Origin of the sequence: Blastococcus tunisiensis (assembly GCF_900112815.1) — a bacterium.
GTDB lineage: Bacteria > Actinomycetota > Actinomycetes > Mycobacteriales > Geodermatophilaceae > Blastococcus_B > Blastococcus_B tunisiensis.
Genome location: NZ_FOND01000012.1, coordinates 106,184 through 132,345 on the forward strand (window position 1 = coordinate 106,184; position 26,162 = coordinate 132,345).

26 protein-coding genes and 1 riboswitch are annotated in these 26,162 nt (G+C 73.3%); of the genes, 14 read left to right on the plus strand and 12 right to left on the minus strand.

Annotation, left to right across the window (positions count from 1 at the left end; translation table 11 throughout):
* Positions 1-7: 7 nt before the first annotated feature.
* From BM142_RS24230 to BM142_RS15705, 3 genes are all read left to right on the plus strand, one after another.
* Positions 8-181 (plus strand): Insertion element protein, encoded by a 174-nt coding sequence (locus tag BM142_RS24230; protein WP_139228901.1) that lies wholly within the window; start codon positions 8-10, stop codon positions 179-181.
* The gene (locus BM142_RS15700) at positions 178-888 is read left to right on the plus strand and encodes a phosphoadenylyl-sulfate reductase (RefSeq protein WP_092200791.1); all 711 of its coding nucleotides are present in this window, start codon (positions 178-180) and stop codon (positions 886-888) included. The genes BM142_RS24230 and BM142_RS15700 overlap by 4 nt, the downstream gene beginning before the upstream one ends.
* Positions 889-1,024: 136 nt before the next feature.
* A complete protein-coding gene (locus tag BM142_RS15705) occupies positions 1,025-1,318 on the plus strand; it encodes a 4a-hydroxytetrahydrobiopterin dehydratase (RefSeq protein ID WP_092200794.1) in 294 nt (97 codons plus the stop codon).
* Positions 1,319-1,365: 47 nt separating this feature from the next.
* On the opposite strand, the gene BM142_RS15710 is transcribed toward BM142_RS15705, so the two are convergent.
* The 3 genes from BM142_RS15710 to BM142_RS15720 all read right to left on the minus strand — a co-directional run bounded on the left by BM142_RS15710 (position 1,366) and on the right by BM142_RS15720 (position 3,538).
* On the minus strand, positions 1,366-1,770 hold the full coding sequence (locus tag BM142_RS15710; RefSeq protein WP_092200798.1) for a DUF3037 domain-containing protein: 405 nt from the start codon (positions 1,768-1,770) through the stop codon (positions 1,366-1,368).
* On the minus strand, positions 1,767-2,612 hold the full coding sequence (locus tag BM142_RS15715) for a HipA family kinase (protein WP_092200801.1): 846 nt from the start codon (positions 2,610-2,612) through the stop codon (positions 1,767-1,769). Before BM142_RS15715 ends, BM142_RS15710 begins: the two co-directional genes overlap by 4 nt.
* A 101-nt stretch (positions 2,613-2,713) precedes the next feature.
* Positions 2,714-3,538 (minus strand): formate/nitrite transporter family protein, encoded by an 825-nt coding sequence (locus tag BM142_RS15720; protein ID WP_092200804.1) that lies wholly within the window; start codon positions 3,536-3,538, stop codon positions 2,714-2,716.
* Positions 3,539-3,708: 170 nt separating this feature from the next.
* Here BM142_RS15720 and BM142_RS15725 point away from each other — a divergent pair, with 170 nt between their 5' ends.
* From BM142_RS15725 to BM142_RS15735, 3 genes are all read left to right on the plus strand, one after another.
* Positions 3,709-5,826, plus strand: a complete 2,118-nt coding sequence (locus BM142_RS15725; protein WP_092200807.1) for a catalase — start codon at positions 3,709-3,711, stop codon at positions 5,824-5,826.
* A 185-nt stretch (positions 5,827-6,011) separates the two neighbouring features.
* Complete coding sequence (locus BM142_RS15730; RefSeq protein ID WP_092200810.1) at positions 6,012-6,332, plus strand: hypothetical protein; 321 nt, start codon at positions 6,012-6,014, stop codon at positions 6,330-6,332.
* Between the two features lie 391 nt (positions 6,333-6,723).
* The gene (locus BM142_RS15735) at positions 6,724-8,022 is read left to right on the plus strand and encodes a BtrH N-terminal domain-containing protein (protein ID WP_092200813.1); all 1,299 of its coding nucleotides are present in this window, start codon (positions 6,724-6,726) and stop codon (positions 8,020-8,022) included.
* 80 nt (positions 8,023-8,102) lie between these two features.
* Here the strand turns inward: BM142_RS15735 and BM142_RS15740 are convergent, their stop codons facing one another.
* Positions 8,103-8,831, minus strand: a complete 729-nt coding sequence (locus tag BM142_RS15740) for an FAD-binding oxidoreductase (protein ID WP_254791007.1) — start codon at positions 8,829-8,831, stop codon at positions 8,103-8,105.
* 2 nt (positions 8,832-8,833) lie between these two features.
* Positions 8,834-9,439, minus strand: a complete 606-nt coding sequence (locus tag BM142_RS15745; protein ID WP_092200968.1) for a sulfite oxidase-like oxidoreductase — start codon at positions 9,437-9,439, stop codon at positions 8,834-8,836.
* Positions 9,440-9,593: 154 nt separating this feature from the next.
* On the opposite strand from BM142_RS15745, the gene BM142_RS15750 reads away from it, so the two are divergent.
* The 5 genes from BM142_RS15750 to BM142_RS15770 all read left to right on the plus strand — a co-directional run bounded on the left by BM142_RS15750 (position 9,594) and on the right by BM142_RS15770 (position 14,739).
* Positions 9,594-10,295 carry a succinate dehydrogenase cytochrome b subunit gene (locus BM142_RS15750; protein ID WP_092200816.1) on the plus strand — a complete coding sequence of 234 codons (702 nt, stop codon included), beginning with the start codon at positions 9,594-9,596 and terminating at the stop codon, positions 10,293-10,295.
* A gap of 12 nt (positions 10,296-10,307) precedes the next feature.
* Complete coding sequence (locus tag BM142_RS15755; RefSeq protein ID WP_092200819.1) at positions 10,308-12,254, plus strand: fumarate reductase/succinate dehydrogenase flavoprotein subunit; 1,947 nt, start codon at positions 10,308-10,310, stop codon at positions 12,252-12,254.
* On the plus strand, positions 12,251-13,066 hold the full coding sequence (locus tag BM142_RS15760) for a succinate dehydrogenase/fumarate reductase iron-sulfur subunit (protein WP_254791008.1): 816 nt from the start codon (positions 12,251-12,253) through the stop codon (positions 13,064-13,066). The genes BM142_RS15755 and BM142_RS15760 overlap by 4 nt, the downstream gene beginning before the upstream one ends.
* A 119-nt stretch (positions 13,067-13,185) precedes the next feature.
* Positions 13,186-14,142, plus strand: a complete 957-nt coding sequence (locus tag BM142_RS15765) for a hypothetical protein (protein ID WP_139228902.1) — start codon at positions 13,186-13,188, stop codon at positions 14,140-14,142.
* A gap of 57 nt (positions 14,143-14,199) precedes the next feature.
* A complete protein-coding gene (locus tag BM142_RS15770; RefSeq protein ID WP_254791009.1) occupies positions 14,200-14,739 on the plus strand; it encodes a PaaI family thioesterase in 540 nt (179 codons plus the stop codon).
* Here the strand turns inward: BM142_RS15770 and BM142_RS15775 are convergent.
* Positions 14,732-17,062 carry a putative bifunctional diguanylate cyclase/phosphodiesterase gene (locus tag BM142_RS15775; protein WP_092200828.1) on the minus strand — a complete coding sequence of 777 codons (2,331 nt, stop codon included), beginning with the start codon at positions 17,060-17,062 and terminating at the stop codon, positions 14,732-14,734. The two genes, BM142_RS15770 and BM142_RS15775, sit on opposite strands and share 8 nt — an antisense overlap.
* A 121-nt stretch (positions 17,063-17,183) precedes the next feature.
* Between BM142_RS15775 and BM142_RS15780 the strand changes: the two genes are divergently transcribed.
* Complete coding sequence (locus tag BM142_RS15780) at positions 17,184-17,579, plus strand: MmcQ/YjbR family DNA-binding protein (protein ID WP_092200977.1); 396 nt, start codon at positions 17,184-17,186, stop codon at positions 17,577-17,579.
* Between the two features lies 1 nt (position 17,580).
* Positions 17,581-17,967 (plus strand): MmcQ/YjbR family DNA-binding protein, encoded by a 387-nt coding sequence (locus BM142_RS15785; protein ID WP_092200831.1) that lies wholly within the window; start codon positions 17,581-17,583, stop codon positions 17,965-17,967.
* An 11-nt stretch (positions 17,968-17,978) separates the two neighbouring features.
* Here BM142_RS15785 and BM142_RS15790 read toward each other — a convergent pair whose 3' ends face one another.
* A complete protein-coding gene (locus BM142_RS15790) occupies positions 17,979-18,878 on the minus strand; it encodes a DUF1028 domain-containing protein (protein WP_092200834.1) in 900 nt (299 codons plus the stop codon).
* Between the two features lie 205 nt (positions 18,879-19,083).
* Here BM142_RS15790 and BM142_RS15795 point away from each other — a divergent pair, with 205 nt between their 5' ends.
* Positions 19,084-19,926 (plus strand): helix-turn-helix domain-containing protein, encoded by an 843-nt coding sequence (locus tag BM142_RS15795; RefSeq protein WP_175527301.1) that lies wholly within the window; start codon positions 19,084-19,086, stop codon positions 19,924-19,926.
* 3 nt (positions 19,927-19,929) lie between these two features.
* Here the strand turns inward: BM142_RS15795 and BM142_RS15800 are convergent, their stop codons facing one another.
* From BM142_RS15800 to BM142_RS15820, 5 genes are all read right to left on the minus strand, one after another.
* Positions 19,930-20,919: an LLM class flavin-dependent oxidoreductase gene (locus BM142_RS15800; RefSeq protein ID WP_092200840.1), complete on the minus strand. Its 990-nt coding sequence runs from the start codon at positions 20,917-20,919 to the stop codon at positions 19,930-19,932.
* 105 nt (positions 20,920-21,024) lie between these two features.
* A complete protein-coding gene (locus tag BM142_RS15805) occupies positions 21,025-22,023 on the minus strand; it encodes a ribonucleotide-diphosphate reductase subunit beta (protein WP_092200843.1) in 999 nt (332 codons plus the stop codon).
* A gap of 53 nt (positions 22,024-22,076) precedes the next feature.
* Positions 22,077-24,497: a ribonucleoside-diphosphate reductase subunit alpha gene (locus BM142_RS15810; RefSeq protein WP_092200846.1), complete on the minus strand. Its 2,421-nt coding sequence runs from the start codon at positions 24,495-24,497 to the stop codon at positions 22,077-22,079.
* Positions 24,498-24,613: 116 nt separating this feature from the next.
* A riboswitch (cobalamin riboswitch) is annotated at positions 24,614-24,832 on the minus strand.
* A 65-nt stretch (positions 24,833-24,897) separates the two neighbouring features.
* Positions 24,898-25,512, minus strand: coding sequence for an LURP-one-related family protein (locus BM142_RS15815; RefSeq protein ID WP_254791010.1), 615 nt, complete (start codon positions 25,510-25,512; stop codon positions 24,898-24,900).
* 53 nt (positions 25,513-25,565) lie between these two features.
* Entirely contained in the window at positions 25,566-25,940 is a 375-nt protein-coding gene (locus BM142_RS15820) for a PspC domain-containing protein (protein WP_092200849.1), read from the minus strand.
* Positions 25,941-26,162 lie beyond the last annotated feature (222 nt).

Here is a 26,162-nt window from a genome sequence, read left to right on the forward strand (position 1 = left end):
CGACGTCATGACCGAGGAGGCGGGCGCGGGAAGGGCCCGGCAGCTGCCGGTGTTCCACTGCCCGTACTGCGGGGACGAGGAGCTGACCCCCTACGAGGGCGAGTCGGCCGCCGGCTGGCGCTGCGGCGCCTGCCTGCGGGCGTTCTCGGTCCGCCTGATCGCGACGGGGGTGCAGGAATGACGACCGCTATCGGCGCCTCGCCGGAGCTGGCCGACGAGGCCGACGCGCGCTTCGGCCGCATCGCCGACCCGGTCGAGCAGGCGCTCGCCGCGCTGCGCTGGGCCGGGGAGACGTTCGGTGACCGGTTCGCGGTCACGTCGTCCATGGCGGACGGGCTGCTCGCCCACCTGGCCGGCCGCGCCGCCCCCGGCGTGCACGTGGTCTTCCTGGACACCGGCTACCACTTCGCCGAGACCATCGGCACCCGCGACTGGATCACCGGGGTCCTGCCCGTCACGCTGGTGAACGTCACCCCGGAGCAGACCGTCGCCGAGCAGGACCTCGCCTTCGGGGCGAAGCTGCACGACCGCGACCCGGACCTGTGCTGCAGCCTGCGCAAGGTCACGCCGCTGGCGCAGGCGCTGGCCGGCTACGTCGCGTGGGGGTCCGGTGTCCGCCGGGACGAGTCCGCCACCCGCGCCGGCACCCGGCTGGTCGACTGGGACGCCAAGCGCGGCATGGTGAAGGTCAACCCGCTCGCCGCCTGGACGCAGGGCGACGTGGACGACTACATCGCCGCGCACCAGGTGCCGGTCAACCCGCTGTTCGAGCTCGGCTACGGCTCGATCGGCTGCGAGCCCTGCACCCGCCCGGTCGCGCCGGGCGAGGACCCGCGCGCCGGCCGCTGGGCGGGCACGACCAAGGTCGAGTGCGGCCTGCACACCTGACGAAGGACCACCAGAAGGACCTCGCTGCCCCCCACCGCTCGCACGCTCGCGTCGGGCCCCTGCACCGAGGCCGGTGAACGACGCGCTCCGCACGCCGCGGGCCCCTGGGACGCGGCCGTTCCAGCATCATCACCACATGCCTCGCCCACCACGCCTCTCCCCCGACGACGTCGCCACCGCCCTCGACGCGCTCCCGTCCTGGAGCGGGGACGCCGACGGGATCCGCCGGACCGTCCAGCTGCCCACCTTCCGCGAGGCGGTGGACGCGATCGTGGCGATCGCCGACGTCGCCGAGGAGATGGACCACCACCCCGACGTCGACCTCCGCTGGCGCACCCTGCACCTGTCGCTGGTCAGCCACTCCGCCGGCGGCGTCACCGAGCTCGACCTGGAGCTGGCCCGGCGGATCGACGCGCTCCTCCCCGACTGACTACAGCCGCTGTACCGACCGGTGCAGGGGCCGGGAGGAGGTGGTCCTCAGCCTTCGACGGGCAGGACCAGCAGCCGCAGGAGCCGGTCGGCCTCCGCCTCGGGGTCCGCGGTCAGCCCGGTGTGCACCGGACCCGGCTGGATGACCGTGCTCCGAGGGGCGGTCAGCCAGCGGAACCGGGAGCCGAGCGCCTCGCGTCCCGCCGCCCCCGCGGCCGGATCGGCGGCGCAGACGTCGGCGGCGGCCTGCAGCGCCCGCCCGATCGCCTCGGCGTCGGCGGTCGGGTCCAGTGCGTGCAGTCGCTGTAGGTCCAGGTGCACCCGCGAGCCGAGGTAGTCCCGCTGCCGGCAGTAGACGAGGACGCCGGCGTTCAGCGCCTCACCGCGCTCGACCCGGGGCACCACCCGCAGCACCGCGTACTCGAAGGTGTCCCTCGACCCGGAGCCGCTCATCGCTGGGTCACCCCCTCCGGTGGCGGGGGCCCGAGCCACGCGGGCCGGTTCTCCCCGCGGGGCGCGCGACGGCGCCCACCGCCACCGGCCTCGGCAGCGGCGACCAGCGGCGGCAGCCAGGACTCCCGGGCGGCCAGCCGGGCGAGGAGCTGGTCCACGTACCGGGTGCGCAGCTCGTCCGGCGCCCCCTCGTCCAGCCACTCGTCGGGCACCTGGGCCAGCACGTTCTCCAGCAGCGGCCTGGTCACCCGGCCGGCCAGCGCGGCATCGGCCGCCGGCACCCGGGGCTCGCACTCCAGCAGCGCGTGCGCGGACGCGTCGTACGGGCGGGCGACCGCGGCGGCGGCACCCGGCCAGTGGTGGTGGAAGGTCAGCGCGGCGCCGTGGTCGATCAGCTGCAGCCGGCCGTGCCAGAACAGCATGTTCGGGTTGCGCCAGGACCGGTCGACGTTGCCGACCAGGGCGTCGAACCACAGCACCCGTCCGGCGAGCTCCGGGTCCACGCCGTCGGCACCGGCCTCGAAGTCGAGCGCCCCCGGCAGGTAGTCCAGCCCCAGGTTGCGGCCGGCCGAGCGCTGGAGAAGCTCCTGGACCTCGACGTCCGGCTCCCCCACGGCCAGCTCCGGGACGACGTCGACGGTCACCAGCGCGGGCACCGGCAGCTCCAGCGCGCGGGCGAGCTCGGCGCACACCACCTCGGCGACCAGGACCTGCACGCCCTGGCCGGCCGCGCGCCACTTGACCACGTAGGTGCCCAGGTCGTCGGCCTCCATGAGCCCCGGCAGCGAGCCACCCTCACGGAGCGGGGTGACGTAGCGGGTGGCGGTGACGGCGGGCAGCACAGTGCGGACAACCTAGCCGCAGACCGGGCAGCTGCACCCGCTCGCCCCGCCGCTCCCTGTGATGTGCTCCGGGCCGCCGAGCCGTGCACGAACGGCCCGGCTCAGTCGTCGGCGGCGGCCCGCCGGCGCTCCTCCTCGATCAGCTCCTTGCTCCGCACCAGCCGGATCAGGGTGATCACGAGCAACCCCCCGGCCATGTTGAGCAGCACCGTGTACCAGAACCAGGCCAGCCAGTCCCCGTAGCCGAACGGGGCGCCGGCGTGCAGGGCCCCGAAGATGATCAGCGAGTCGAGGATGGAGTGGAACAGCTGCAGCCCGGCCAGCAGGAACCCGCCGATGACGGCGGCGACGATCTTCCCGCCCTCGGTGTGGGCGCCGTGCTGCATCCGCGTCATCAGCGTGATGACGCTGCCGCCCAGGAAGGCCAGGCACACCGACTGCAGGTCCAGCGGCGCCTCGACGAAGTGCACCGCGGACTCGACGGCGGTGGCCACCAGGTCGGGGAAGGCCTGCACGACCACCCACATGACCAGCCACCCGCCGACCAGGTTGGCGACCAGGGTGCCGGCCCACAGCTTGCCCAGCTGCGCGGCACTGGCCCGGCCGGCGAAGACGGCGGTGACCGGCACGAGGAAGCCCTCGGTGAACAGCTCGCTGCGGCCGAGCATGAGCGCCACGAAGCCGACGCTGAAGGCCACCCCGGCCAGCAGATGGCTGCCCGTCGCGGCGTAGACGGCGAGCAGCGCCAGGACGCCGACGGCGATCTCCAGCCCGCCGGCCAGCCCCGTCGCCAGCACCTCCCGCCACCGGCGGTGCAGCCGCTGGGCCCCCTCGCTGACGATCTTCTCGAACGCCTCGGCGACCTCGTCCTCCGCGGGCGCGTCGGTCTCACCCAGCTGGGCGCGCTTCTGGTCCTGCCGGTTCACGCTTCCTCCTTCTCCGGTCGGACGCCGGGGCCGGAGGAAGCGCCACACGTCCGCGCCCCCGCCTACCCCCCGCCGGGAGTTTCCACCCACCGGGACGGATCGTTTGCCTGCGCAACGACATCGGGTAGCCGCCGGGGGACCGCACGACTCTGCAGCAGTCAGGAGTTCCCATGCCCCCCGCGCGCACGCCGGACCAGTCCGCACCGAGGACCGTCAGCCCCACCGGTGTCGGCCACGACGGACCGGAGGACGGCCGCGATCCCCGGGGTCAGGCCGGCGACACGCTCACCACGCCGAACGGGGTGCGCATCCCGGACACCGACCACTCGCTCAAGGCGGGTCCGCGGGGACCGGTCCTCCTGGAGGACTTCCACCTGCGCGAGAAGATCATGCACTTCGACCACGAGCGGATCCCGGAGCGCGTCGTGCACGCCCGCGGCGCCGGAGCGCACGGCGTCTTCACCGCCAACGGGGCCGCCGCGTCGGTGACCCGGGCCGCCGTCCTGGCCGAGAAGGGCCTGGAGACGCCGGTGTTCGTGCGGTTCTCCACCGTGCTGGGCTCACGTGGCTCGGCCGACACTGTGCGCGACACCCGCGGGTTCGCGACGAAGTTCTACACGAGAGAAGGCACCTGGGACCTGGTCGGCAACAACATGCCGGTCTTCTTCATCCAGGACGCGATCAAGTTCCCCGACATCATCCACGCGGGCAAGCCGCACCCCGACCGCGAGATCCCGCAGGCGCAGTCGGCGCACGACACCTTCTGGGACTTCGTCACCCTCCACACCGAGGCCACCCACCACACGATCTGGAACATGAGCGACCGGGGCATCCCGCGCAGCTACCGGACGATGGAGGGCTTCGGCGTCCACACCTTCCGGCTGGTGAACGCCGAGCGGGAGACGGCCCTGGTGAAGTTCCACTGGAAGCCGAAGCTCGGCGTGCACTCGCTCACCTGGGAGGAGGCGCAGATCGCCGGTGGCGTGGATCCCGACTTCCACCGCCGCGACCTGGCCGACGCCATCGAGAACGGCGCCTTCCCCGAGTGGGAACTGGGCATCCAGGTCTTCCCCGACACCCCCGAGGAGACGTTCGAGGGCATCGACCTGCTGGACCCGACCAAGATCGTGCCGGAGGAGCTGGCACCGGTGCAGCCGATCGGCACGCTGGTGCTGAACGCCAACCCGACCAACTTCTTCGCCGAGACCGAGCAGGTCGCCTTCCACACCGGCCACCTGGTGCCGGGCATCGAGGGCACCAACGACCCGCTGCTGCAGGGCCGGAACTTCTCCTACCTGGACACCCAGCTCACCCGCCTGGGCGGCCCGAACTTCACCCAGCTGCCGATCAACCGGCCGCACGCGCCGGTGAACGACAACAGCCGGGACGGCTTCGCGCAGCAGGCGGTGCACACCGGGCAGGCGCCGTACACGCCCAACAGCGTCGACGACGGCGTCCCCTTCCCCGCCGACTGGGCCGAGGGCGGCTACGTGCACGTGCCGCGGCACGTCGAGGGAGCGGTCGGCCGGACGGCGCCGGCGTCCTTCGACGACCACTTCTCCCAGCCGGCGCTGTTCTACCGGAGCCTCACCGGCGTCGAGCAGCAGCACGTGGCCGACGCGTACACCTTCGAGCTCGGCAAGTGCTACGAGCAGTCGATCAAGGAGCGCGGCCTGTCGGTGCTCGCGCGCATCGACGCGAAGCTCTGCGCGCAGGTCGCCGCCGGGCTCGGGCTGCCGGTGCCGAAGAAGGTCAAGGCGGAGAAGCCGCGCCTGGAGTCCCCCGCGCTGCGCCAGATCAGGCCGACGCCCTTCCCGATCGAGGGTCGGATCGTCGGCGTGGTCGCCGGCCCCGGTGCCGACCTGAGCGGGATCGCCACGCTGCGGAAGGCGCTGGAGGCCGAAGGCGCGCTGCTCCGGGTGATCGCGCCGCACGGCGGGCAGCTGGCGAAGGGCAAGGACGTCGAGATCGTGGAGCGCACCTTCGCCACGGGGCGGTCGATCGAGTTCGACGCGATCGTCGTCGCCGACGGCGCCCCGAAGGACGGGGACTTCCGCGCGCTGGGAATGCTGCAGGAGGCGTTCCGCCACCTCAAGGCGGTCGGGGCCTGGGGCGACGGGGTCGAGGTGCTGAGGACCGCGGGGATCGACCCGGACGCACCCGGCGTCCTCACCGGGAAGAAGGCCAACGCCAAGCTGGCGGCCGCGACGGTCGCCGCGCTCGGCATGCACCGCGTGTGGGACCGGGCGCCGCTGGTGAGCGCCTCGATGGTGCCGCCGACGGTCTGACCCCAGGATCTGCGACGAGGGGCGGGACGGCAGCTGCCGTCCCGCCCCTCGTTCCATCCGCTGACCCTGACGACCGGACCGGCAGGCCGCGGTTGCCGTGGCCGAGCGGCACGGCTGGAGCTGAGGACCGGCCTGTCGGGGACTTCGTTCCCCTGATCCGGCACCAACCGGTGTTGGATCCGGGCATGGGGCGGGGACTGCGACAGGCGGCGCTCATGCTCGTGGCGGGAGCCGCGGTGGCCCTCGTCGCGGCGGCGGTCTGGTCGAGCCTCGGCAGCACCGGGTTCCGCCGGGCGACCGCGATCTGCCTCATGGTGGTGGGAGGGCTGCTCGCACTGACCGGGGGGACGGCGGTGTCCCGGGCGTCGACCAACGACGCCCGGGCCTTCCTCGGCCGTGGGCCCGATCGCGAGGAACCGGGAGGCGGCGCCGGACTCACCGCCGTCGGCGTCTTCCTGTTCGTGTCGCTCCCCCTCGCAGCGGTGGGCCTGGTCCTGCTCGGCTGAGGGAGCCGGTCACGGGCTGCCGGGCGGGGTCAGCCCGCCGCGACGTCCTCCAGCGCGAGCGGGGACTGTCGCTGGACGAGGCGGCCGACACGCTGTTCACCCTGATCAGCATCGAGGTCCGCCTCCTGCTGACGGGAGAGCGCGGCCGGACCCCCGAGGCCTGGGAGCGGTGGGCCCAGGACGTGGTCGCCCGGGCCGCCCTCCGGTAACCTGCGCAGCGGCGGTGCCCTCCGCCGCACCCTCTGACCGGCCGCCCACGCAGGCCGGCATCGCGAGGGCAAAGGGGATCTGCGTCCTCGGGGCGATCTCAGCCGGTGTGCGACCTCTTCGCCGCGGCCCGGGTCCGGCGGTGCGTGGGGCGGGACCCGGCGCCGCCCCGAGGAGTTCCACCGTGACCAGCCAGAAGCACCTCAAGGCCGCCGTCCGCGCCCGCATGGCCCGCACCGGCGAGCGGTACACGACCGCCCGCCGGCAGCTCGCCGGACGGCCGGTCCCCGACCACCCCGGCCTCGTCCCCGGGTACCGCCGCTTCGGAGGTGGCCGGCACCACGACAGCGCCCTGCTCGCGCACCTGCTGGAGGCCCTCGGCGTCACCGGCGCGCACGACGGCGAGCCGATCGACGAGCCGATGGCCGCGGGGCTGGCCGGCGGGATCGGCTTCATGTACTTCTCGTTCTCCTACACCGGGCACCTGCCGACGATGACGATCGTGCCGCGGATCCACCCGCGCCCCTTCCTCGTCGGCGCCCTCGAGCGCACCGGCCTCCCGCACCACGTCAGCGAGACGACCAGCGCGGCCAAGGCCGCCCGGGAGCTCGACGCGGCCCTCGACGCCGGCCACCCCGCGCTGGTCACCGTCGACCGGGCGGGCCTGGGCCACCAGGTCTGGGCCGACAGCATCCCGGGCAGCGACCCCTACGACGTCGTGGTCGCCGGCCGGCTCGGGGACGTCGCGCTGCTGGACGACGACGCCCTGGCCCCGCTCGAGGTGCCGGTCGACGTGCTCGCCTCCGCGCGCGCGGCGCACCGCGCGAGCAGGCACCGGATGGTCGTCGTCGAGCCGCCGGGTGCACCGGTCGACCTGGCCCCGGCCGTGCGCGCCTCGATCGCCGTGACCGTGCACGACCTGACCGAGGACGTGATGCCGGGCAACGGCGCGGGGAACTTCGGGCTGCGCGGGCTGACCAGGTGGGCCGACGCGCTCGCCGACCGGCGCACGAAGACGGGCTGGGCCCGGATCTTCGACAGCGGCCCGGCGCTGGGGCACGCCCTGCGGCGGCTGCACGACTGCCTGACCTTCGACCACTCCTCCCCCGGCGCGATGCGGCCGCTCTACGCCGACTTCCTCACCGCGGCCGCGGGCCTGCTCGACGAGCCCGCGCTCGCTGAGGCGGCACGGCTGTACTCCCGGGCCGGGGACCTGTGGGCGCAGCTGGCCGAGACCGCCGTGGCCGGGCCCCTCGCTCCCTACCGGGGGCTGGCCGAGCGGCGCCTCGAGCTCCTCCTCGGCGGGGCCGGCGCCGACCGGCTGCGACCGCTCGCCGACGAGGCGGAGGCGCTCACCGCCGGCCTCGACCTCGACGAGGCCGGGCGGCTCGCCGTCCTGGACCCCTTGGCCGGGCTCGCCGCCGAGGTGGTCGCGCTGGAGCGCGAGGCCTGCGCGGCCCTGCAGGCCGCCACGGGGACGTAGGCCCGTCGACCGGCGGGCCGGAGGAGTTCAGGACGGGGCGCGTCCCGGGCTCCCCGGTCCACCGGTGCGCACGGCGGCGGTCAGGGCCCGCCGCTGGGGCCGAACCGCTCCACCCGGACGTCGGCGGCGGGGAAACCCATCCCGACCAGGAGCTGGCTGGCCGCCTCGGCGAACGGCGTGGACCCGCACACGTACGCGGTCTGCCCCGGTTCCCACAGCGGCACGAGGTCGGCGGCGGTCAGCCGGCCGGCGGGTCGGATGCCGCGTGGCTCGCGGGTGAGGACGACGACCGCGCCGGCGTCCACCAGCTCCTCGGCGTAGGGCAGCTCGGCGAGGGTGCGGCTGGAGACCGCCACCCGCAGCAGGTCCAGCCGGCCGAGGTCGCGGGCGTGCCGGATCATCGCGACGAACGGGACGACGCCGAACCCGCCGGCCACCAGCAGCGCCGGGGTCGCGCCGTCCCAGACGAACCAGCCCCCGATCGGCCCGCGCACCTCCAGCTCGTCGCCGGGCTCCACGACGTCGGCGAGGTAGCCGGACACCTCGCCGTCGTCCAGCCGCTCGACGAACAGCTCGACCAGCGGGTCGCCGGGCGCCGAGGCCACCGAGTACGACCGCTGGGCGGTGTAGCCGTCCTCGGCGGTGAGCCGGACGACGTAGTGCTGGCCGGCCAGGTGGTCGATCCGGTCGTGGACGTCCAGCCGCAGCTCGACCGAGCGCTGCAGGGGACGACGGAGCCCGGCGACGGTCGCCGTCCGCCATCCTCCGGTCGGCGCCACGTACCCGGTGGCGAGCCGCTGCTCGGTCACCCTCAGTCGCCCTGGTAGCGCTGCTGGCGCCACGGGTCGCCGAGGTCGTGGTAGCCGTTCTGCTCCCAGAACCCCTGCTGGTCGCGGGCCAGCAGGGTCAGCTTGCCGATCCACTTGGCGCTCTTCCAGAAGTACAGGTGCGGCACCAGCAGCCGGACCGGACCGCCGTGCTCGATCGGCAGCGGCTTGCCGTCGAACTCCCAGACCACCCACGCCTTGCCGCCGGTGACGTGCTCCAGCGGGAGGTTGGTCGTGTACCCGGTCTTCGACGTCGCCATGACGAAGTGCGCCTCGTCCGTCGGCCGCGCCGCGTCGAGCAGCGTGTCGACGCTGACGCCGGCGAAGTGCGTGTCGAACTTCGACCAGGTGGTGACGCAGTGGATGTCGCCGCGGTACTCCGACGGGGGCAGCCGGTGGGCCTCGTCCCAGCTCCACGTGGTCGGCGACTCCACCTTCCCGTCGACGGTGATGCTCCAGGTCTCCGGGCTGATCCGCGGGGTGGGCTCGGCGGTCAGCACCGGCCAGTCGCCGCCCACGTCGTACTGGCCGGGGGGCAGACGTGGATCACGCGCGCGGCGGCCGAGGAATCCTCTGGTTGCTCCGGGCACGGCCTCGTCCTCTCCATCGGCGGAGACCCGGGACACCCGGCCCTCGCACGGCCCGACCCTAGGGCTTCCCGCTGCGGTGAGGGCAGCCTTACATGAGCTGAGTCACCTCGTGTTTACCTGGCCGCAAAGTGCTCCGGCACCTAGCTTTGTGCCTGTGGTGACAGTGACGCACGCGGGACGCCGGACCCCGAAGGTGGCGAAGACGAACTCCGTCTTCAAGAAGGCCGTCATGGCCGTGAGCGGCATCATCATGGTGCTGTACCTCATCGCCCACGTGGTCGGGAACCTGAAGGCCTTCTCCGGGCGGGAGGCCTTCAACTCCTACTCGGGCTGGATCCGCACGGTCGGCAATCCCGCGGTGCCGGGCGAGACGACGCTCTGGATCATCCGCATCGTGCTGCTGGTCGCCGTCGTCGCGCACGTCTGGGCCGCCGTCTCGCTGTGGCGCCAGGCCAAGCGGGCCCGCCCCGAGGGGTACGTGACGAAGAAGTCGGCCGCCCAGAGCTACGCCTCGCGCACGATGCGCTGGGGCGGGGTCATCGTGCTGGCCTTCATCATCTTCCACATCCTCGACCTCACCCTCGGCACGGTGAACGCCGAGGGCTTCGACAGCACGCCCTACGACCGCCTGGTCGCCAGCTTCTCCAACCCCGTGGTCACCGCCTTCTACGCGATCTCGGTCATCCTGCTGGGCATGCACCTGCGCCACGGGATCTGGAGCGCCACCCAGACCCTGGGCCAGAGCAACCGGCGCCGGGAGACGACGGTCAACCTGTTCGCCCTCGGGTTCGCGACCGTGCTGACGCTCGGCTTCCTGCTGGTGCCGTTCTCCGTCCTCTTCAACATCATCGACTGAGGAGCCCCAGCGATGCCTCTCGAACTCTTCACCACCGGCGAGCCGATCGCCGACACCAAGGCACCGACCGACGTCCCGATCGGCGAGCGCTGGAGCGAGCGCCGGTTCCGCGGCCGCCTGGTCAACCCGGCCAACCGGCGCAAGATGACGATCATCGTCGTCGGCACCGGCCTGGCCGGCGGCTCGGCCGCGGCGACGCTCGGCGAGGCCGGCTACAAGGTCACGTCCTTCTGGTACCAGGACAGCCCGCGCCGGGCGCACAGCGTGGCCGCGCAGGGCGGCATCAACGCGGCGAAGAACTACCGCAACGACGGCGACAGCGTGCACCGGCTGTTCTACGACACGGTCAAGGGCGGCGACTTCCGCTCCCGGGAGAACAACGTCCACCGCCTGGCCGAGGTGAGCGTCAACATCATCGACCAGTGCGTCGCGCAGGGGGTGCCCTTCGCCCGCGAGTACGGCGGCCTGCTGGACAACCGCTCCTTCGGTGGCACCCAGGTGTCGCGCACGTTCTACGCCCGCGGCCAGACGGGCCAGCAGCTCCTCTACGGCGCCTACCAGGCGCTCGAGCGGCAGATCGCAGCCGGCAACGTCGAGCAGCACGCGCGCACCGAGATGCTGGACCTCATCGTGGTGGACGGCCGCGCCCGCGGGATCGTCGCCCGCGACCTGGTCACCGGCGAGATCAGCACGCACTTCGCCGACGCGGTCGTCCTGGCCACCGGCGGGTACGGCAACGTCTTCTACCTCTCCACCAACGCCATGGGCTCCAACGCCACGGCGATCTGGCGGGCGCACAAGCGGGGCGCGTACTTCGCCAACCCCTGCTACACCCAGATCCACCCGACCTGCATCCCGGTCAAGGGCGACTACCAGTCCAAGCTCACGCTGATGAGCGAGTCGCTGCGCAACGACGGCCGGGTCTGGGTGCCGAAGGAGCGCGGCGACGACCGCGACCCGCGGGAGATCCCCGAGGACGAGCGCGACTACTACCTCGAGCGCATCTACCCGTCGTTCGGCAACCTGGTGCCCCGCGACATCGCCTCCCGGCAGGCCAAGAACGTCTGCGACGAGGGCCGCGGGGTGGGCCCGGGCGGGCTCGGCGTCTACCTGGACTTCGCCGAGGCCATCGAGCGGCTGGGCCGCCCGGCGGTCGAGGCCAAGTACGGCAACCTCTTCGACATGTACGCCCAGATCACGGGCGAGGACCCCTACACGGTGCCGATGCGGATCTACCCCGCCGTGCACTACACGATGGGCGGCCTGTGGGTCGACTACGACCTGCAGTCCTCGATCCCCGGCATGTTCGTGATCGGTGAGGCCAACTTCTCCGACCACGGCGCCAACCGGCTGGGCGCCTCCGCCCTGATGCAGGGGCTGGCCGATGGTTACTTCGTCCTCCCGGCGACCATCACCGAGTACCTCGCCGACGGGCCGTTCGAGAAGATCGACGACGCCCACCCCGCGGCCGCCGAGGCGCTGCAGGGCGTCCAGGACCAGGTGCAGAAGCTGCTCACCATCAACGGCACCCGCACCCCGGCGTCCTTCCACCGGGAGCTGGGCAAGCTGATGTGGGACCTCTGCGGCATGGAGCGCTCCGAGGAGGGCCTGCGCAAGGCGCTGGACCGCATCCCGGAGATCCGCCAGGAGTTCTGGACCAACGTGAAGGTGTCCGGCGACTGGCACTCCTTCAACCAGACCCTGGAACTGGCCGGCCGGGTGGCGGACTTCATCGAGCTCGCCGAGCTGATGTGCGTCGACGCCCTGCACCGCCGCGAGAGCTGCGGTGGCCACTTCCGGGCCGAGAGCCAGACCCCCGAGGGCGAGGCGCTGCGCGACGACGACAACTTCGCCTACGTCGCCGCCTGGGAGTGGACGCCGGAGGGCCAGCCCCCGGTGCTGCACCAGGAAGCCCTCGAGTACGAGTACGTCCACCTCGCACAGCGGAGCTACAAGTGACCCTCACCCAGGACGGCGCCCACTCGTCCGTCGACGCTCCGGCGCAGAAGCGCGGCATGAACCTGACGCTGCGCATCTGGCGGCAGAAGGACCCGTCGGTCAAGGGCAAGATGGTGACCTACAAGGTCACCGACATCTCCCCCGACATGTCCTTCCTCGAGATGCTCGACGTGCTGAACGAGCAGCTGATCATGCAGGGCGACGACCCGGTCGCCTTCGACCACGACTGCCGCGAGGGCATCTGCGGCATGTGCGGCGTCATGATCAACGGCGAGGCGCACGGCCCCCAGCAGACGACCACGTGCCAGCTGCACATGCGCTCGTTCAAGGACGGCGACAAGATCGACATCGAGCCGTGGCGGGCCAGCCCGTTCCCGGTGATCAAGGACCTCGCCGTCGACCGGCGGGCGTTCGACCGGATCATCCAGGCCGGCGGCTACATCTCCGTGCCGACCGGCACCGCGCCCGAGGCGCACGCCACGCCGGTGCCGAAGAAGGACTCCGACGCCGCGTTCGACGCGGCGACGTGCATCGGCTGCGGCGCCTGCGTGGCGGCCTGCCCCAACGCCTCGTCGATGCTGTTCACCGCCGCCAAGGTCACCCACCTCGGCCTGCTCCCCCAGGGCCAGCCCGAGCGCGACGACCGGGTGGTCAACATGATCGCCCAGCAGGACCTCGAGGGCTTCGGCGGCTGCACCAACATCGGCGAGTGCTCGCACGCCTGCCCCAAGGGCATCTCGATGGAGACCATCTCCCGGCTCAACCACGACCTGCTCGGCGCGCTCCGGGCCGGAGCGCGCCCCAAGAGCTGAGGAACACCCCGGCCCCCTCACCCCTCGCACGCTCGGGGTGAGCCCCCTGGCCGGGGCCGGGGCGGCGGGTCCCGGACCGGCGGGTCCCGCAACCGACGGTGGGCTGGCACACTCCCGCCGTGACGTCGCCGCCGCCGCCGCAGCCCGAGCGCCCGACGGCGTCGGTGGCGCCCGCCCTCGGCCACGTCCTGCTCGCCGGCGTGCTGGGCGTGGTGGTGGGCCTGGCGGGTGCGCCGGTGCTGCTCGCCTCGCTGTTCGGCGGGCTGGTGGCCGTCCTGTGCGCCGCCCTCCTCGTGGCGGGTGTGGCGACCGCGCTCGCCGTCGGGCTCGACCGCACCGCCGGCCCGGGCGGCACCGGACGGCCGGGCTCGCTCGGCCGTGGGCTCGCGGTGGGTGGTCTGGGATCGGCCGCCGCGATGGGCCTGGCCTGGTGGGGGCTGGAGGCGGACCTCGGCGACTCACTGCCGGTGCCGCTCTGGTACACGGCCGCCGCCGCGCCCTTCGCCGTCCTCGCCGCGCTGCAGTGGTCGGGCGTCGTGCGGATCGTCACCGCCATCGCCCTGGTCTCCGGTGCCGCCGCCGTCGTCGTCCCGGCCGGTCTGCGGGCAGCCGACGAGCACTACACCCAGCGCATCGTCACCGAGGTGGGCACGATCGAGAAGCCGTGGGTGACCGAGGTGGTGGGCTACCGACTCGGCGCGTCGCAGGTCACCGGCAGCCCGCTGATCTGGACCCGGCTCGAGGCCGACGACGGACGGGCGGACTCGGGGCTGTGGCTCTTCCGCGACCGGGCGGTGGACCCGGGGCTTCCCGACCCCTGCGCCGCCTTCTCGTTCTGGACCCCCGGTGGGGACCAGCCGCTCACCGCGTGCACTCCCCTGGGCGACGGCCGGTGGCTGCGCACCTCCGAGACCTGGCAGGAACTGACGCGCCTGGCCCCGGAGGTGCGTACCGGGGTGTCGGCCGCACCGACGGTCCCGCTCCCGGTGCTCGAGGCGGCGCTGGCGGCGGCCCGGCCGATGACCGACGCGGAGTACGACACCTGGCTGGAGGAGGGCCTGACCCCCGGGTGGTGAGGCGCCCTGGGACAGCCGGGGTGGCATCTTTGGGTTCGACATGTGAACCTAGGCCCTGTGACCGCTGAGCTGACGACCGGGACCACGCCTGACAGCTGGGGCGAGCCCCGCAGGAGAGAGATCACCTGGCACGACCCGATGGTCACCGCGGCCGGCGCACGGGAGCGGTCCGGGCTGGAGACCCTGCAGGCCATCCGGGACGGCGTGCTGCCCCCCGCCCCGATCGCGCAGCTCGTGCAGATGGGCATCACGGCCATCGAGGAGGGCCGGGTCGAGTTCACCTGCGCGCTCGACGAGTCGGTCTACAACCCGATCGGCGTCGTCCACGGCGGGCTGGTCTGCACGATGCTGGACACCGTCGCCGGGTGCGCCGTGCACACCACGCTGCCGGCGGGGGTCGGCTACACGTCCATCGAGCTGAAGGTGAACTACCTGCGTCCGGTGCACACCGACAGCGGGCCGCTCACCGCGATCGGCCGGGTGGTCAAGCCCGGGCGGCGGGTCGCCTTCGCCGAGGGCGAGGTGCTCGACGCCGCCGGCCGGACGGTGGCGACGGCGTCCAGCTCGCTGCTGGTGTTCCCGCTGCCGGCTACCTGAGGTCGTCGGCGAGCGGCGAGCGCACGCCGGCCGGCGGCCGGTCCTGCAGCCACGCCCACAGCTGCTCGGGCGGCAGGGGCCGGCTGAGGTGGTAGCCCTGGACGACGTCGCAGCCGAGGGTGGCCAGCGCGTCGACCGTGTCCTGGTCCTCCGCCCCCTCGGCGACGAGCGTGAGGTCGAGGGCGTGGGCCAGCTGGAGCGTCGAGGTGACGATCGAGGCGGCGCGGGAGCTCCCGGTCATGGCGCCGACGAAGACCCGGTCGAGCTTGAGCTCGGTCACCGGCAGCGCGGCGAGGTAGGCCAGGCTGGAGTAGCCGGTGCCGTAGTCGTCGATCGAGACGCCGACACCGGTGGCCCGCAGGCGGGACAGCACCCGGACCGCCCGCTCCCGGTCCTCCATGAGGATGCTCTCGGTGACCTCCAGGACGAGCGCGGCGGCGGGCAGTCCGTGCCGTCGCAGGGCCTGCGCCACCTCGTCGGGGAACTCCTCGTCGACCAGGTTGGACGGGCTGACGTTCACCGACACCGTGAGCGGGCATCCCTCGTCCGCCCAGGCGCGGCACTGGGCCAGGGCCATGTCGACCACGGCGGAGGTGAGCCGGCTCATCAGGCCGGCCGACTCGGCCAGGTCGATGAACGCGTCCGGGAACAGCAGCCCGCGGGTGGGGTGCTGCCATCGCACGAGCGCCTCGACACCGTCGACCTCGCCCGTGGCCAGCGCCAGCTTGGGCTGGTAGTGCAGCACGAGCTGGCCGCTGCCGATGCCGGTCCGCAGCTGGTCGACGGCCTCGAGGCGGTGGCGGCCGGAGCCGTCGCGGGCGTCGTCGTAGACGGCGACCCCGTCCGAGGAGCCGCTGCGGCCGGCCTTGGCCGAGTACATCGCCAGGTCGGCGAGCTGCAGGAGCTCCTCGGCGGTGGCCGACTGCTCGGGGCCGAGCGCCACACCCACGCTGGCGTCGACGGTGAGGCTCATGCCGCCCACCCGGAACGGCTGCTGCAACTGGGCCCGCAGCCGCGCGGCGAGGGTGACGGCGTCGGCGCCGTCCAGGGCCGAGCAGAGCACGATGAACTCGTCGCCGCCGAGCCGGGCCAGGAAGTCCTCCCCCCGCAGCTCGCGGCTCAGCCGGGGCCCGACCTGCCGCAGCAGCGCGTCGCCGACCGCATGACCGAGCGAGTCGTTGATCTCCTTGAACCGGTCGAGGTCCAGGACCAGGACGGTGACCCCGGCACCGGAGGCGAGCCGCTCGTCGGCCGCCTCCAGCGCCTCGAAGACCGATCGGCGGTTCGGCAGTCCGGTCAGCTCGTCGGTGCGCGCCTGCCGCCGGCTGTCGGCCAGGGCGCGCACGTCGCGGAAGGTCAGGCCGGTACGGGCCAGCGCCGCGAGCACCGCGCCGAGGGCCAGCACCCCGGCCACCGGATCGCTGTCGCCCAGGTAGCCCCAGAAGAGCAGCCCGACCGCGGAGAGGGCGCAGCCGGCCGGGACGAGCAGCGCCAGCCGCCCCTCCACCCTGCTGGTCGTACCGACCCGCGTCGGCCGGCAGGCGGCCATCCCGAAGCAGATGAAGGCCGCGCTCCAGGCGACGTCCAGCGGCCCGCCGACGGTGTAGGTGCCGTGCACGACCTGGTGCGCGTAGACGGTGTCGGTCACCACGAACAGCGCTGCTCCCCCGGCCAGCCACCACCAGCCGGCCCCGGCGCCGCGGCCGATGACGACCAGGCCCCCCGCCAGCAGGCCGAGCAGGAAGAGATCGGCGATCGGGTAGGCGACACCGGCGAGCACCACGGCCACGCTGCCGTCGGCCGCCCGCACCAGGGCGCCGAGCGCCAGGCCCGCGGCGAAGGCCGCAGCGGTGAGCCCGGTGATGACGCAGTCCAGCCAGGTGGCGGCGGTCAGCCGGCGCACGCGGGTGCGGAGCATGAGGAAGAGCGCGGCGAAGGCCAGCGGGTAGAAGCCCAGATAGCCCAGGTCCGACCACGACGGGCGGGGCGCGACCGGCAGCGCGCGGTAGTACAGCTCGAAGGCCAGGGCGCCGGCGAAGTAGGCCCCGACGGCGGCGGCGAGCAGCCACCACGCCGCCCGGTCCTCCGTGGCCCCGGCTCCGCGCACGACGAACATGGCGACCAGCCCGACGAAGAAGACCAGCTTGCCGGAGGACGCCAGGAGCGCTCCCACGCCGGTGGCGCCGAGCGCACCCACGGCGAGCGCGGCAGCCCACGTACCGCCGAAGACGACGGCCAGGACGCGCACGACCCGCAGATGGCGGTCCACCGGGCGTGCGCCGGCGCCGCGGCCCCGGGCATCGGTGGATCGCGTGCTGCGCATGGAGGTCCATCGGCCGATCCGCGCGTCTTCTGCAGCGTCGGCGCCGGGAAATTCCGCGGCCCCCTCGCCCGGGGGAGCAACCCCGGGTTCCCCCGGGACCGCCCGCCGTACCGTGCTCCCCGTGGCGACCTGGGACGACGTGGCGCGGGTGGGCCTCGCACTGCCCGGGACGACCGAGGCCGTCTCCGCCCGCGGGCGCCGGCGCTGGCAGGTGGGCGGGAGGACGTTCCTGCGCGACCGCCCGCTGCACCGCCGGGACCTCGACGAGCTCGGCACGCGGGCGCCGTCCGGCCCGGTCCTCGTGGCGTCCGTACCGGACGAGGGAGCCAAGGCGGCGCTGCTGGCGGCCGAGCCGGAGATCTACTTCACGACGTCGCACTTCGACGGCTGGGCGGCCGTGCTGTGCCGCCTGGACCGGCTCGACGAGCAGTCGCTCACCGAGCTGGCCACCGAGGCATGGGCGGCCCGCGCACCGCGGAGGCTGGTCGCCGCGCACCTCCCGGGCGCACACTCCTGACGTGGCCGGCTGGGACGACGTCGCACGCACCTGCCTCGCCCTGCCCGGGGCTGCCGAGGGCAGCAGCCGCGGCCATCGCCAGTGGCAGGTGCGGGCCAGGGGATTCGTCTGGGAGCGCCCCCTCGGGAAGAAGGACGCCGCCGAGCTCGGGGACGCCGCACCGACCGGCCCGGTCCTGGCCGCCTACGTGCCCGACGACGGGGCGAAGCAGGCGCTGATCAGCGCGGAGCCGCACGTCTACTTCACGACGTCGCACTTCGACGGGTACCCGATCGTGCTGTGCCGGCTCGACGAGCTGGACCAGCAGTCCCTCGTCGAGCTCGCGACCGAGGCCTGGGCCTGCCGCGCACCCCGCCGGCTGGTGGCCGAGCACCCGCCCCCGGGCTGATCCGGCGCGGGCTACGACGCGGCGGGCACGATCCGCTCGATGACGTCGGCCGGCATCAGCCCGGCCTTGCCGAACCGCCGGGCCGCCTCCAGGAACTGCGGTGCCGTACCGGCCAGCTCGCAGAGCATCTCCCGGGCCGCCTCCTCGCGGCCGGCCAGCGCGGCGACCACGGCACGCCACACCAGCTGGTCGGGCTCGGTGGTGGCGTCCATGGGTCGCAGCAGCTCCAGCTCGCGGTCGGCGGTGACGGGGTCGCCGTCGATCGCCTGCTGGAAGGCGCGGACGACGTCCTGGTAGCGGGCCCGGGTCACCAGCAGCTCGGCCAGCGCCGGCACCGGGTCCGGCGAGTCGTCGACGCGCAGGTCCACCACCGCGTCGTGCCACGGGCGGCCGGTCGTCGTCGCCCGGATCACCATGATCGCTGCCGAGCGCTTCCCCCGGAAGTCACCACCGGCCTCCTCGGCGGCCTGCAGGGCGCTGAGCAGCCGCTGGGCCAACGGCCCGGCCGAGTTCTCGAACCGCTCGACCATCGACTCCCACACGGCCGGCGAGGCGGCCATGTTGGCCAGCGCCACGGAGGTGTCCCCGATCAGGTGGCCGGCCGCCTCCACGCAACTGGTGCCGGTGTAGGCGGCCAGGTCGCCGTTGACGCCGAGGACCGCGACCTGCCGGCGTTCCGGCTGGGGGTCGACGCTGCTCAGCGCGGTCAGCACCTCCTGCGCGGTGAACCCGCCCCGCAGCAGGTCCAGGCCGACCGAGCCGTACATGGGCTCGGCCATCGACTGGGTGGCGATGACGCCGTGGCCGGGCAGGGCGAACGGGACGCTGTTGCCGACCGCGAAGGCCTGCGACTGGGTGGCGACGCCCATCTCGCCGGTGTCGGGGTCTCGGGCGACGATCGAGTAGGTCACCGGCGGACGCTACCCGGAGCCCGTCGACGGCTACACGTGCCGGTCGGGCCGTGCGGGAGGCGCAGCCCGGGCTCAGGGGACTGCGCCTCCCCCCTGGTCATTGATGCGGCGGGGCAGGTTGTCCCGAACGCCCTCCGGCTGCCGGACAATAAAATTCGGACAACGGGGGCGGTCGCCGACGGCGGCCGGGACGACGGGAGCAGCGGTGGGGCGACCACAACGGCCCATTCCGGACGACGACCGCTCCCCGGAGGCGGAGTTCGGTCGCGCGCTGCGGCGGCTGCGTGCCGACGCCGGCGACCCGACCTACGCGCAGCTGCAGCGGCGCACCGGTTACAGCGACACGACGCTCTCGGCCGCGGCGAGCGGGCGCGGGCGCCCCTCCCGGGAGGTGGTGCAGGCCCTGGTCGTGGCGCTCGGCGGCGACGCGGCCGAGTGGGACGAGCGATGGCGGGCGCTCCCCGCGCCCGACGGCGGGCGCGCGGCCGTACCGCCGTCCGCGGACACCGCTGACGGCGCTGGTGCCGCTGATCCCGGGGAGGCCGTGCCCGTCGACGCCCCGGCCCCGCGGTGGCGCCGGCCCGCGGCGATGGCCGGCGTCGCCGGGCTGGCCGCGGTCGCCGTCGCGGTGACCGGCTTCCAGCTCGCCGGCGCGGAGGACCCCGGGAGGGCCCCGGCGTCCTCCCCGTCGGGCCCCGTCATCGTGACGGTGCAGAACGAGGTGACGGCCGGCCCCGCGGCGATGCGGGAGGACAGCCCGGCCTACCTGTCCTCCCGGCCGGAGAACTCTTGCCGGGCACGGGGGTGCCTCGCCCCCGGGGACGCCGCCTTCGACACCGGGGACACGCTGGAGGTGGTCTGCCAGGTCACCGGGGAACGCACCACCAACGGCAACGACGGCGACCCCGCCGACGACGCCAACCCCGAGCTGTTCACCTCGACCCGCTGGTACGGGTCGCGGCTCCCCGACGGGAGCCTGGGCTACCTGGCCGAGACCTGGATCAGCCCGGCCGACCGGGGTGGCCTCGGCCTCCCGCGCTGCGGGTGACGGTCAGACCCGCACGTCCTCCAGCGCCTCGGCGAGCAGGGTGACCGACCGGAGCCGGGCCTCGGTCGTCGGGGCCTGGTGCGCCACGATCAGCTCGTCCGCGTCGGCGGTCTTCAGGAAGCCGTCGAGGTAGTCCCCCACCTCGGTGCGGGTGCCGACGGCGGCGTGGGTGAGCATGGAGTTCACGTGCGTGCCCGCGCCCTGCGCCAGCAGCTGGTCGGCCTGCTCGTCGCTGAGCTGCTGCCCGCGGCCGAAGAGCCCGACGGCGAGGTTCCGCTTCACGGTTCCGAGGTTCGCGCGAGCCTCCTCGGTCGTGTCGGCGGCGACCACGTTGACGCCCGCGATCACGTAGGGCTCGGCCAGCTGCTCCGACGCCGTGAACTCCCGGCGGTAGGCCGCGACGGCCGGCTCCAGCATCTGCGGTGCGAAGTGCGAGGCGAAGGCGTAGGGCAGGCCGAGCGCGGCGGCCAGCGTCGCGCCGAACATGGACGAGCCGAGGATGTACAGCGGGACGTTCGTCCCCTTGCCGGGGATCGCGTCGACGCCGGGCACGCGGGTCTCGCCGGCGAGGTAGGCCTGCAGCTCGAGCACGTCCTGCGAGAACCGGTCGGCGGAGTTCGGGTTCCGGCGCAGGGCGTACATCGTGTTCTGGTCCGATCCGGGTGCCCGGCCCAGGCCGAGGTCGATCCGCCCCGGGTACATCGCCTCCAGGGTGCCGAACTGCTCGGCGATCGTCAGCGGCGCGTGGTTGGGCAGCATGACCCCGCCGGCACCCAGCCGGATCGTGGACGTCTGGGCGCCCACGTGGGAGATGAGCACGCTGGTCGCCGACGACGCGATCGAGGGCATGTTGTGGTGCTCGGCGTACCAGACCCGCCGGTACCCGTGCTCCTCCGCCCGCTGGGCGAGGGCGACGCTGGCGGCGATGCTGCTGCCCGCCGTCTCGCCGCGGGCGATGGGTGCCAGGTCGAGGATGGACACGGGGATGCGCATGGAGTGGAAGCCCTTCACGTTGGTTGCCCGGTGCAACGCGCAGGACGGGGACGGGCTTCCCGGGGTGGGGACCGGGGACGTCGCCCCCACCCCGGGTGCGCGCCCCTAGAACTCCTCGTCGTCGAAGGAGACCTGCCCGCCGATCCCCGTCTGGTAGGCCGAGACCCGGCGTTCGAAGAAGTTGGACAGCTCCTGCACGTCCTGCAGCTCCATGAACGCGAACGGGTTCGCCGACCCGTACCGCGCCGGGATGCCCAGCAGCTCCAGCCGCCGGTCGGCGACGTGCTCCAGGTAGCCGCGCATGTCGGTCAGGCTCATGCCGGGCACTCCCCCGCCGAGCAGGTCCTCGGCGAACTGGACCTCGCACTCGACCGCCTCGGCCAGCATCTCGCTCACCTGGGCCTCGAACTCGTCGTCCCACAGGTCGGGTTCCTCGCGCCGGACGGTGTCCACGACGTCGAAGGCGAACGCCATGTGCATGGACTCGTCGCGGAACACCCAGTTGGTCCCGCTGGCCAGCCCGTTGAGCAGCCCGCGCGACCGGAGGAAGTACACGTAGGCGAAGGCCCCGTAGAAGAACAGGCCCTCGATGCAGGCGGCGAAGCAGATCAGGTTGAGCAGGAACGCCCGCCGGTCCTCCCGCGTGCGCAGCTCGTCCAGGTTCCCGAGCGAGTCGATCCAGCGGAAGCAGAAATCGGCCTTCCGCTTGATCGACGGGATGTTCTCGACCGCGGCGAACGCCTCGTGCCGCTCGGTCTCGTCGGGGACGTAGGTGTCCAGCAGCGTCAGGTAGAACTGGACGTGGACGGCCTCCTCGAACAGCTGCCGGGAGAGGTACAGCCGGCCCTCGGGCGAGTTGACGTGCTGGTAGAGGTTCAGCACGAGGTTGTTGGCCACGATCGTGTCGCCGGTCGCGAAGAAGGCGACCAGCCGGCTGACCAGATGCCGTTCGGCCGGTGTCATGCGCCGCAGGTCGGCGAGGTCGGTGTGCAGGTCGACCTCCTCCACCGTCCAGGTGTTCTTGATGGCGTCGCGGAAGCGGTCGTAGAAGTGCGGGTAGCGCATCGGCCGGAGCGTGAGCTCCATCCCGGGGTCGAGCAGCATGGGGGTCTCCTGGGAACGATCGGTGGGGGTCGCGGGCGCGGGAACGGGCACGGTCACTCGCACGCCTCGCAGCTCTCCGGGTTCTCCAGCGAGCAGGCGACGGCGTCCTCCGCGGGAGCCGCCGGCCGCACCCCGACCGTGGCCTGCTGGATGCGCGTCGCCGGCCGCGAGCGCAGGTAGTAGGTGCTCTTCAGCCCGCTGGCCCAGGCGTAGCGGTACATCGACGACAACTTGCCGATGGTCGGGTTGGCCAGGAAGAGGTTCAGCGACTGGCTCTGGTCCACGTACGGCGCCCGGGCGGCCGCGAGGTCGATCAGCGCCTTCTGCGGCAGCTCCCAGGCGGTGCGGAACAGCCGGCGGGTCTCCTCGGGCAGTCCGGTGATGCCCTGGACCGACCCCTCGGCCCGCTTGAGGGCCTGGCGCGTCTCCTCGTCCCACCGGCCGAGCCGCTTGAGCTCGGCCACCAGCGCGCCGTTGACCTGGAGGAACTCCCCCGAGAGCGTCTCGCGCTTGAACAGGTTCGACACCTGCGGCTCGATGCACTCGTAGCAGCCCGCGATCGAGGCGATGGTCGCCGTCGGGGCGATCGCGACCAGCAGCGAGTTGCGCAGCCCGTGCTCGGCGACGGCCGCGCGGAGGGCGTCCCACCGCGCGGTCGAGGTCGGCGTCACGCCCCACAGGTCCGGCTGCAGCTTCCCGCCGGCGGCCCGCGTCTGGCTGAACGCCGGGTGTGCGCCGAGCCGGGCGGCGAGCGCCGCCGAGGTCTCCAGCGCGGTAAGGTAGATCTCCTCGGAGATCCGGGTGGACAGCTCCAGCGCCTCCGGACCGTCGAACGGCAGCCCGAGGGCGAAGAAGACGTCCTGCAGGCCCATCAGGCCCAGGCCCACCGGGCGCCAGCGCGGGTTGCTCGCCGCGGCCTGCTCGCTCGGGTAGAAGTTGATGTCGATCACGCGGTCGAGGAAGTCCACCGCCGTGGCGACGGTGGCCCGCAGCCGCGCCCAGTCCACCCCCTCGGCCCGGCCGTCGGGCCTGATCAGCAGGTGCCGGGCCAGGTTGACCGAGCCGAGGTTGCAGACGGCGGTCTCGCTGTCGCTGGAGACCTCCATGATCTCGGTGCACAGGTTGGACAGGTGGACGACGTTGCCCGGTCGGGCCGTCTGGTTGCACGTGCGGTTGGCGGCGTCCTTGAACGTCATCCACCCGTTCCCCGTCTGGGCGAGGGTGCGCATCATCCGCCCGTACAGCTCCCGGGCGGGCACCTGGCGGACGATCCGGCCGGCCGCCTCCGCGGCCCGGTAGGCGGTGTCGAACTCCTCGCCCCACAGGTCCGGGAGCTCCGGCACCTCGTCGGGGTCGATCAGCGACCACGGCTCGTCGGCCTCGACGCGACGCATGAACTCGTCGGGGATCCAGTTGGCCAGGTTGAGGTCGTGGGTGCGGCGCGCGTCCTCACCGGTGTTGTCGCGCAGCTCCAGGAACTCCTCGACGTCGGGGTGCCACGGCTCGAGGTAGACGCAGGCCGCGCCCTTGCGCCGCCCACCCTGGTTCACGGCGGCGACCGAGGCGTTGAGCGTGCGCAGCCACGGCACGATCCCGTTGGACTGGCCGTTCGTCCCGCGGATGAGTGCGCCGCGGGACCGGACGCGCGACCACGAGATGCCGATGCCGCCGGCGAACTTCGACAGGGCGGCCACCTGGGCGTAGCGCTCGTAGATGGAGCCGAGCTCGTCGCGCGGGGAGTCGACGAGGTAGCAGGAGCTCATCTGGGTGTGCCGGGTGCCGGAGTTGAACAGGGTCGGCGAGCTGGGCAGGTAGGCCAGCGAGCTCATCAGCCGGTAGAAGGCGATGGCCTCGGCCGGCGTGCGCGAGAGCCCGCAGGCCACCCGGAGCAGCCAGTACTGGGGTGTCTCGATCACCAGGCGGGTGGTGGGGTGACGGAGCAGGTAGCGGTCGGCGACGGTGCGGAGGCCGAAGTACTCGAAGCGACGGTCGGCGTCGGGGTCGATCGCGTCGTCGAGCTTGCGAGCGTGCCGGGCCACGAAGTCCGCCGTCGCGTCCCCGATCAGTCCTTCCGCGTGGCCGAGCGCGATGCTCTGGCTGAACGAGGCGATCCCCTGGCCGGCGACCTCCTTGCGGACGAAGTTCGCCAGCAGCCGCCCGGCGAGCCGGGAGTACTCGGGCTCCTCCCCCGTCATCTCCGCCGCCGTCCGGATGGAGAGCCGGTCCAGCTCGGCGCTGGTGGCCCCGTCGTAGAGGCCGCTGATGGTGCGGGTGGCCACCCGCAGCGGGTCCACCCAGGCGAGGTCGTCGCACCAGCGCGCGACGGCTCGGACGATCTTGTTCACGTCGACCGGCTCGAGATCCCCGCTGCGCTTGCGCACCTGCATGGTGCTGCGGGGCGGTGCGGTGGCCGGTGGGGCTGTGTCGGCGGCAGGCGCGCTCGGGGCAGCCTGCGACTGGTCGGTCAGGGTCATCTGCTCGCTCCTCGGAAGCCAGATCCGAGTCCGGGCGAGGATGAGCCGCCAGCCCAGGGTGGTGCCCGGGCTGTCCGACGGACCCGATCCCCGAGGTCCCGGACGACCGCGCACGGGCGTGCGCGGTGCGGCTGGCAGGTCTTCGGACTCGCGGGCGCGCCGACCTGCCGGTCGGCTCCTACTGGCCGTCGCTTCCCAGGTGCTCGCGCACCCAGTGCATGTGACGGCGGTCGTTCCCACTCACCGCTGCGGGACAGTCCCGGATTCCCACCGGGTTCCCTCTTGCCCCGGGCCACTCGCGCAGAGCGGCCCGGACCAGCTGCACGACCACCATATGTGGAGCCGAGTGCTGATGGACAGCACTACATGTTCGATCGGCGTGTCGAGCCAGTGCTGGTGGTCAGCGGCTCTGCAGCGCGTCCAGGGCCACCGCCATCGACGCCGCGAGCCGGAAGTCCACCCGCGGGTCGGGCACGGTGACGACGTAGCGGTCCCGGATGGCCTTCTTCCGCTCGCTGGTCATCACCGGCTGCCCGGTCGCGGAGTCGACGAAGTCGAAGTGGAAGACGAACGGCACCCAGATCTCCCCGATCCACGGGATGAGGTCCCAGATCCGGCGCAGGATCGCGATGACCGGACGGCGCTCCCGGCCGACCGCCTGCAGGCCCGGGGCCGACAGGTTCCAGGTCGAGCGCAGCAGGCTGGCGCCGAACTGCTTGCTGAAGGTGCCGAGCACCCGGCCGTACTCGTCGTACACGTCGTGCTCGGCGTGCACGTCGAGCCGCTGGCGTGCCTTGAAGGAGAACACCGCCCGGCTCTTCGACTCGTCGGCGTAGAAGGTCACCTCCTCCTTGAGCTTCATCCGCTTCTGCTCGGCGAAGGCGAGCAGCTGCCCCTCGCCGCCGTCCGGGGTGGCGGCGCGGATCTCGTACCGGTTCACCATGACGGTGATCCGCTGCGAGACGAAGAACGACGGCACGGTCATCGGCGCCGGGGATCCCGCGGGCGTGGTCACGGGGTGGGTCCTCCTGGGGGCGGGGTCGGTGGGCAGGCACATCCTGGCAGCGGTCAGCCCCTCGGCGGGGCCGAACGCGCGCCGTTCACCGCGCCGTGCAGGCGCTGGACGAGCTGCTCGAGCGGGCTGTCGGCCTGGTCGGGGTGGCGGGGGCCCGAGGGCACGAGGACCCACAGCAGCAGGTAGAGGACGACGCCGGCCCCGCCGGCGAGCGTCAGGCCGACGAAGCCGACCCGCCAGAGCACCGAGTCGATGCCGCTGTACTCGGCGAGGCCGCCGGAGACGCCCCCGATCATGCGATCGGTGCTGCTGCGGCGCAGCTGCGGCCGGGGCGGCGGGGCGGCGGGCGGGAGCTGCTGGTCGGCGGGCGGGGTCTGCCCGGGCGTCGGCTGGTCGGCGGGCGGGACGGGAGGAGGTGCACTGGTCATGCCGATGAGCCTGCCGGTGGAGCGCCCGGCGATCCATCCGGTGACCCCCTGATCCGACCCTGGTTCCGCGCCTCGGGGTGTCCCCCGGCGCGTCCCGCCGGGCGGCGCGAAAACCCTTCCCCCTCCCCGGCGTCCGTGATCCACTGCGCTCCTCCCCCGCCGCGTCGTCGGCGTCGGCAGCGAAGCTGGAGGCAGGAATGCCGCTCGGGCAGGGAACCGTCA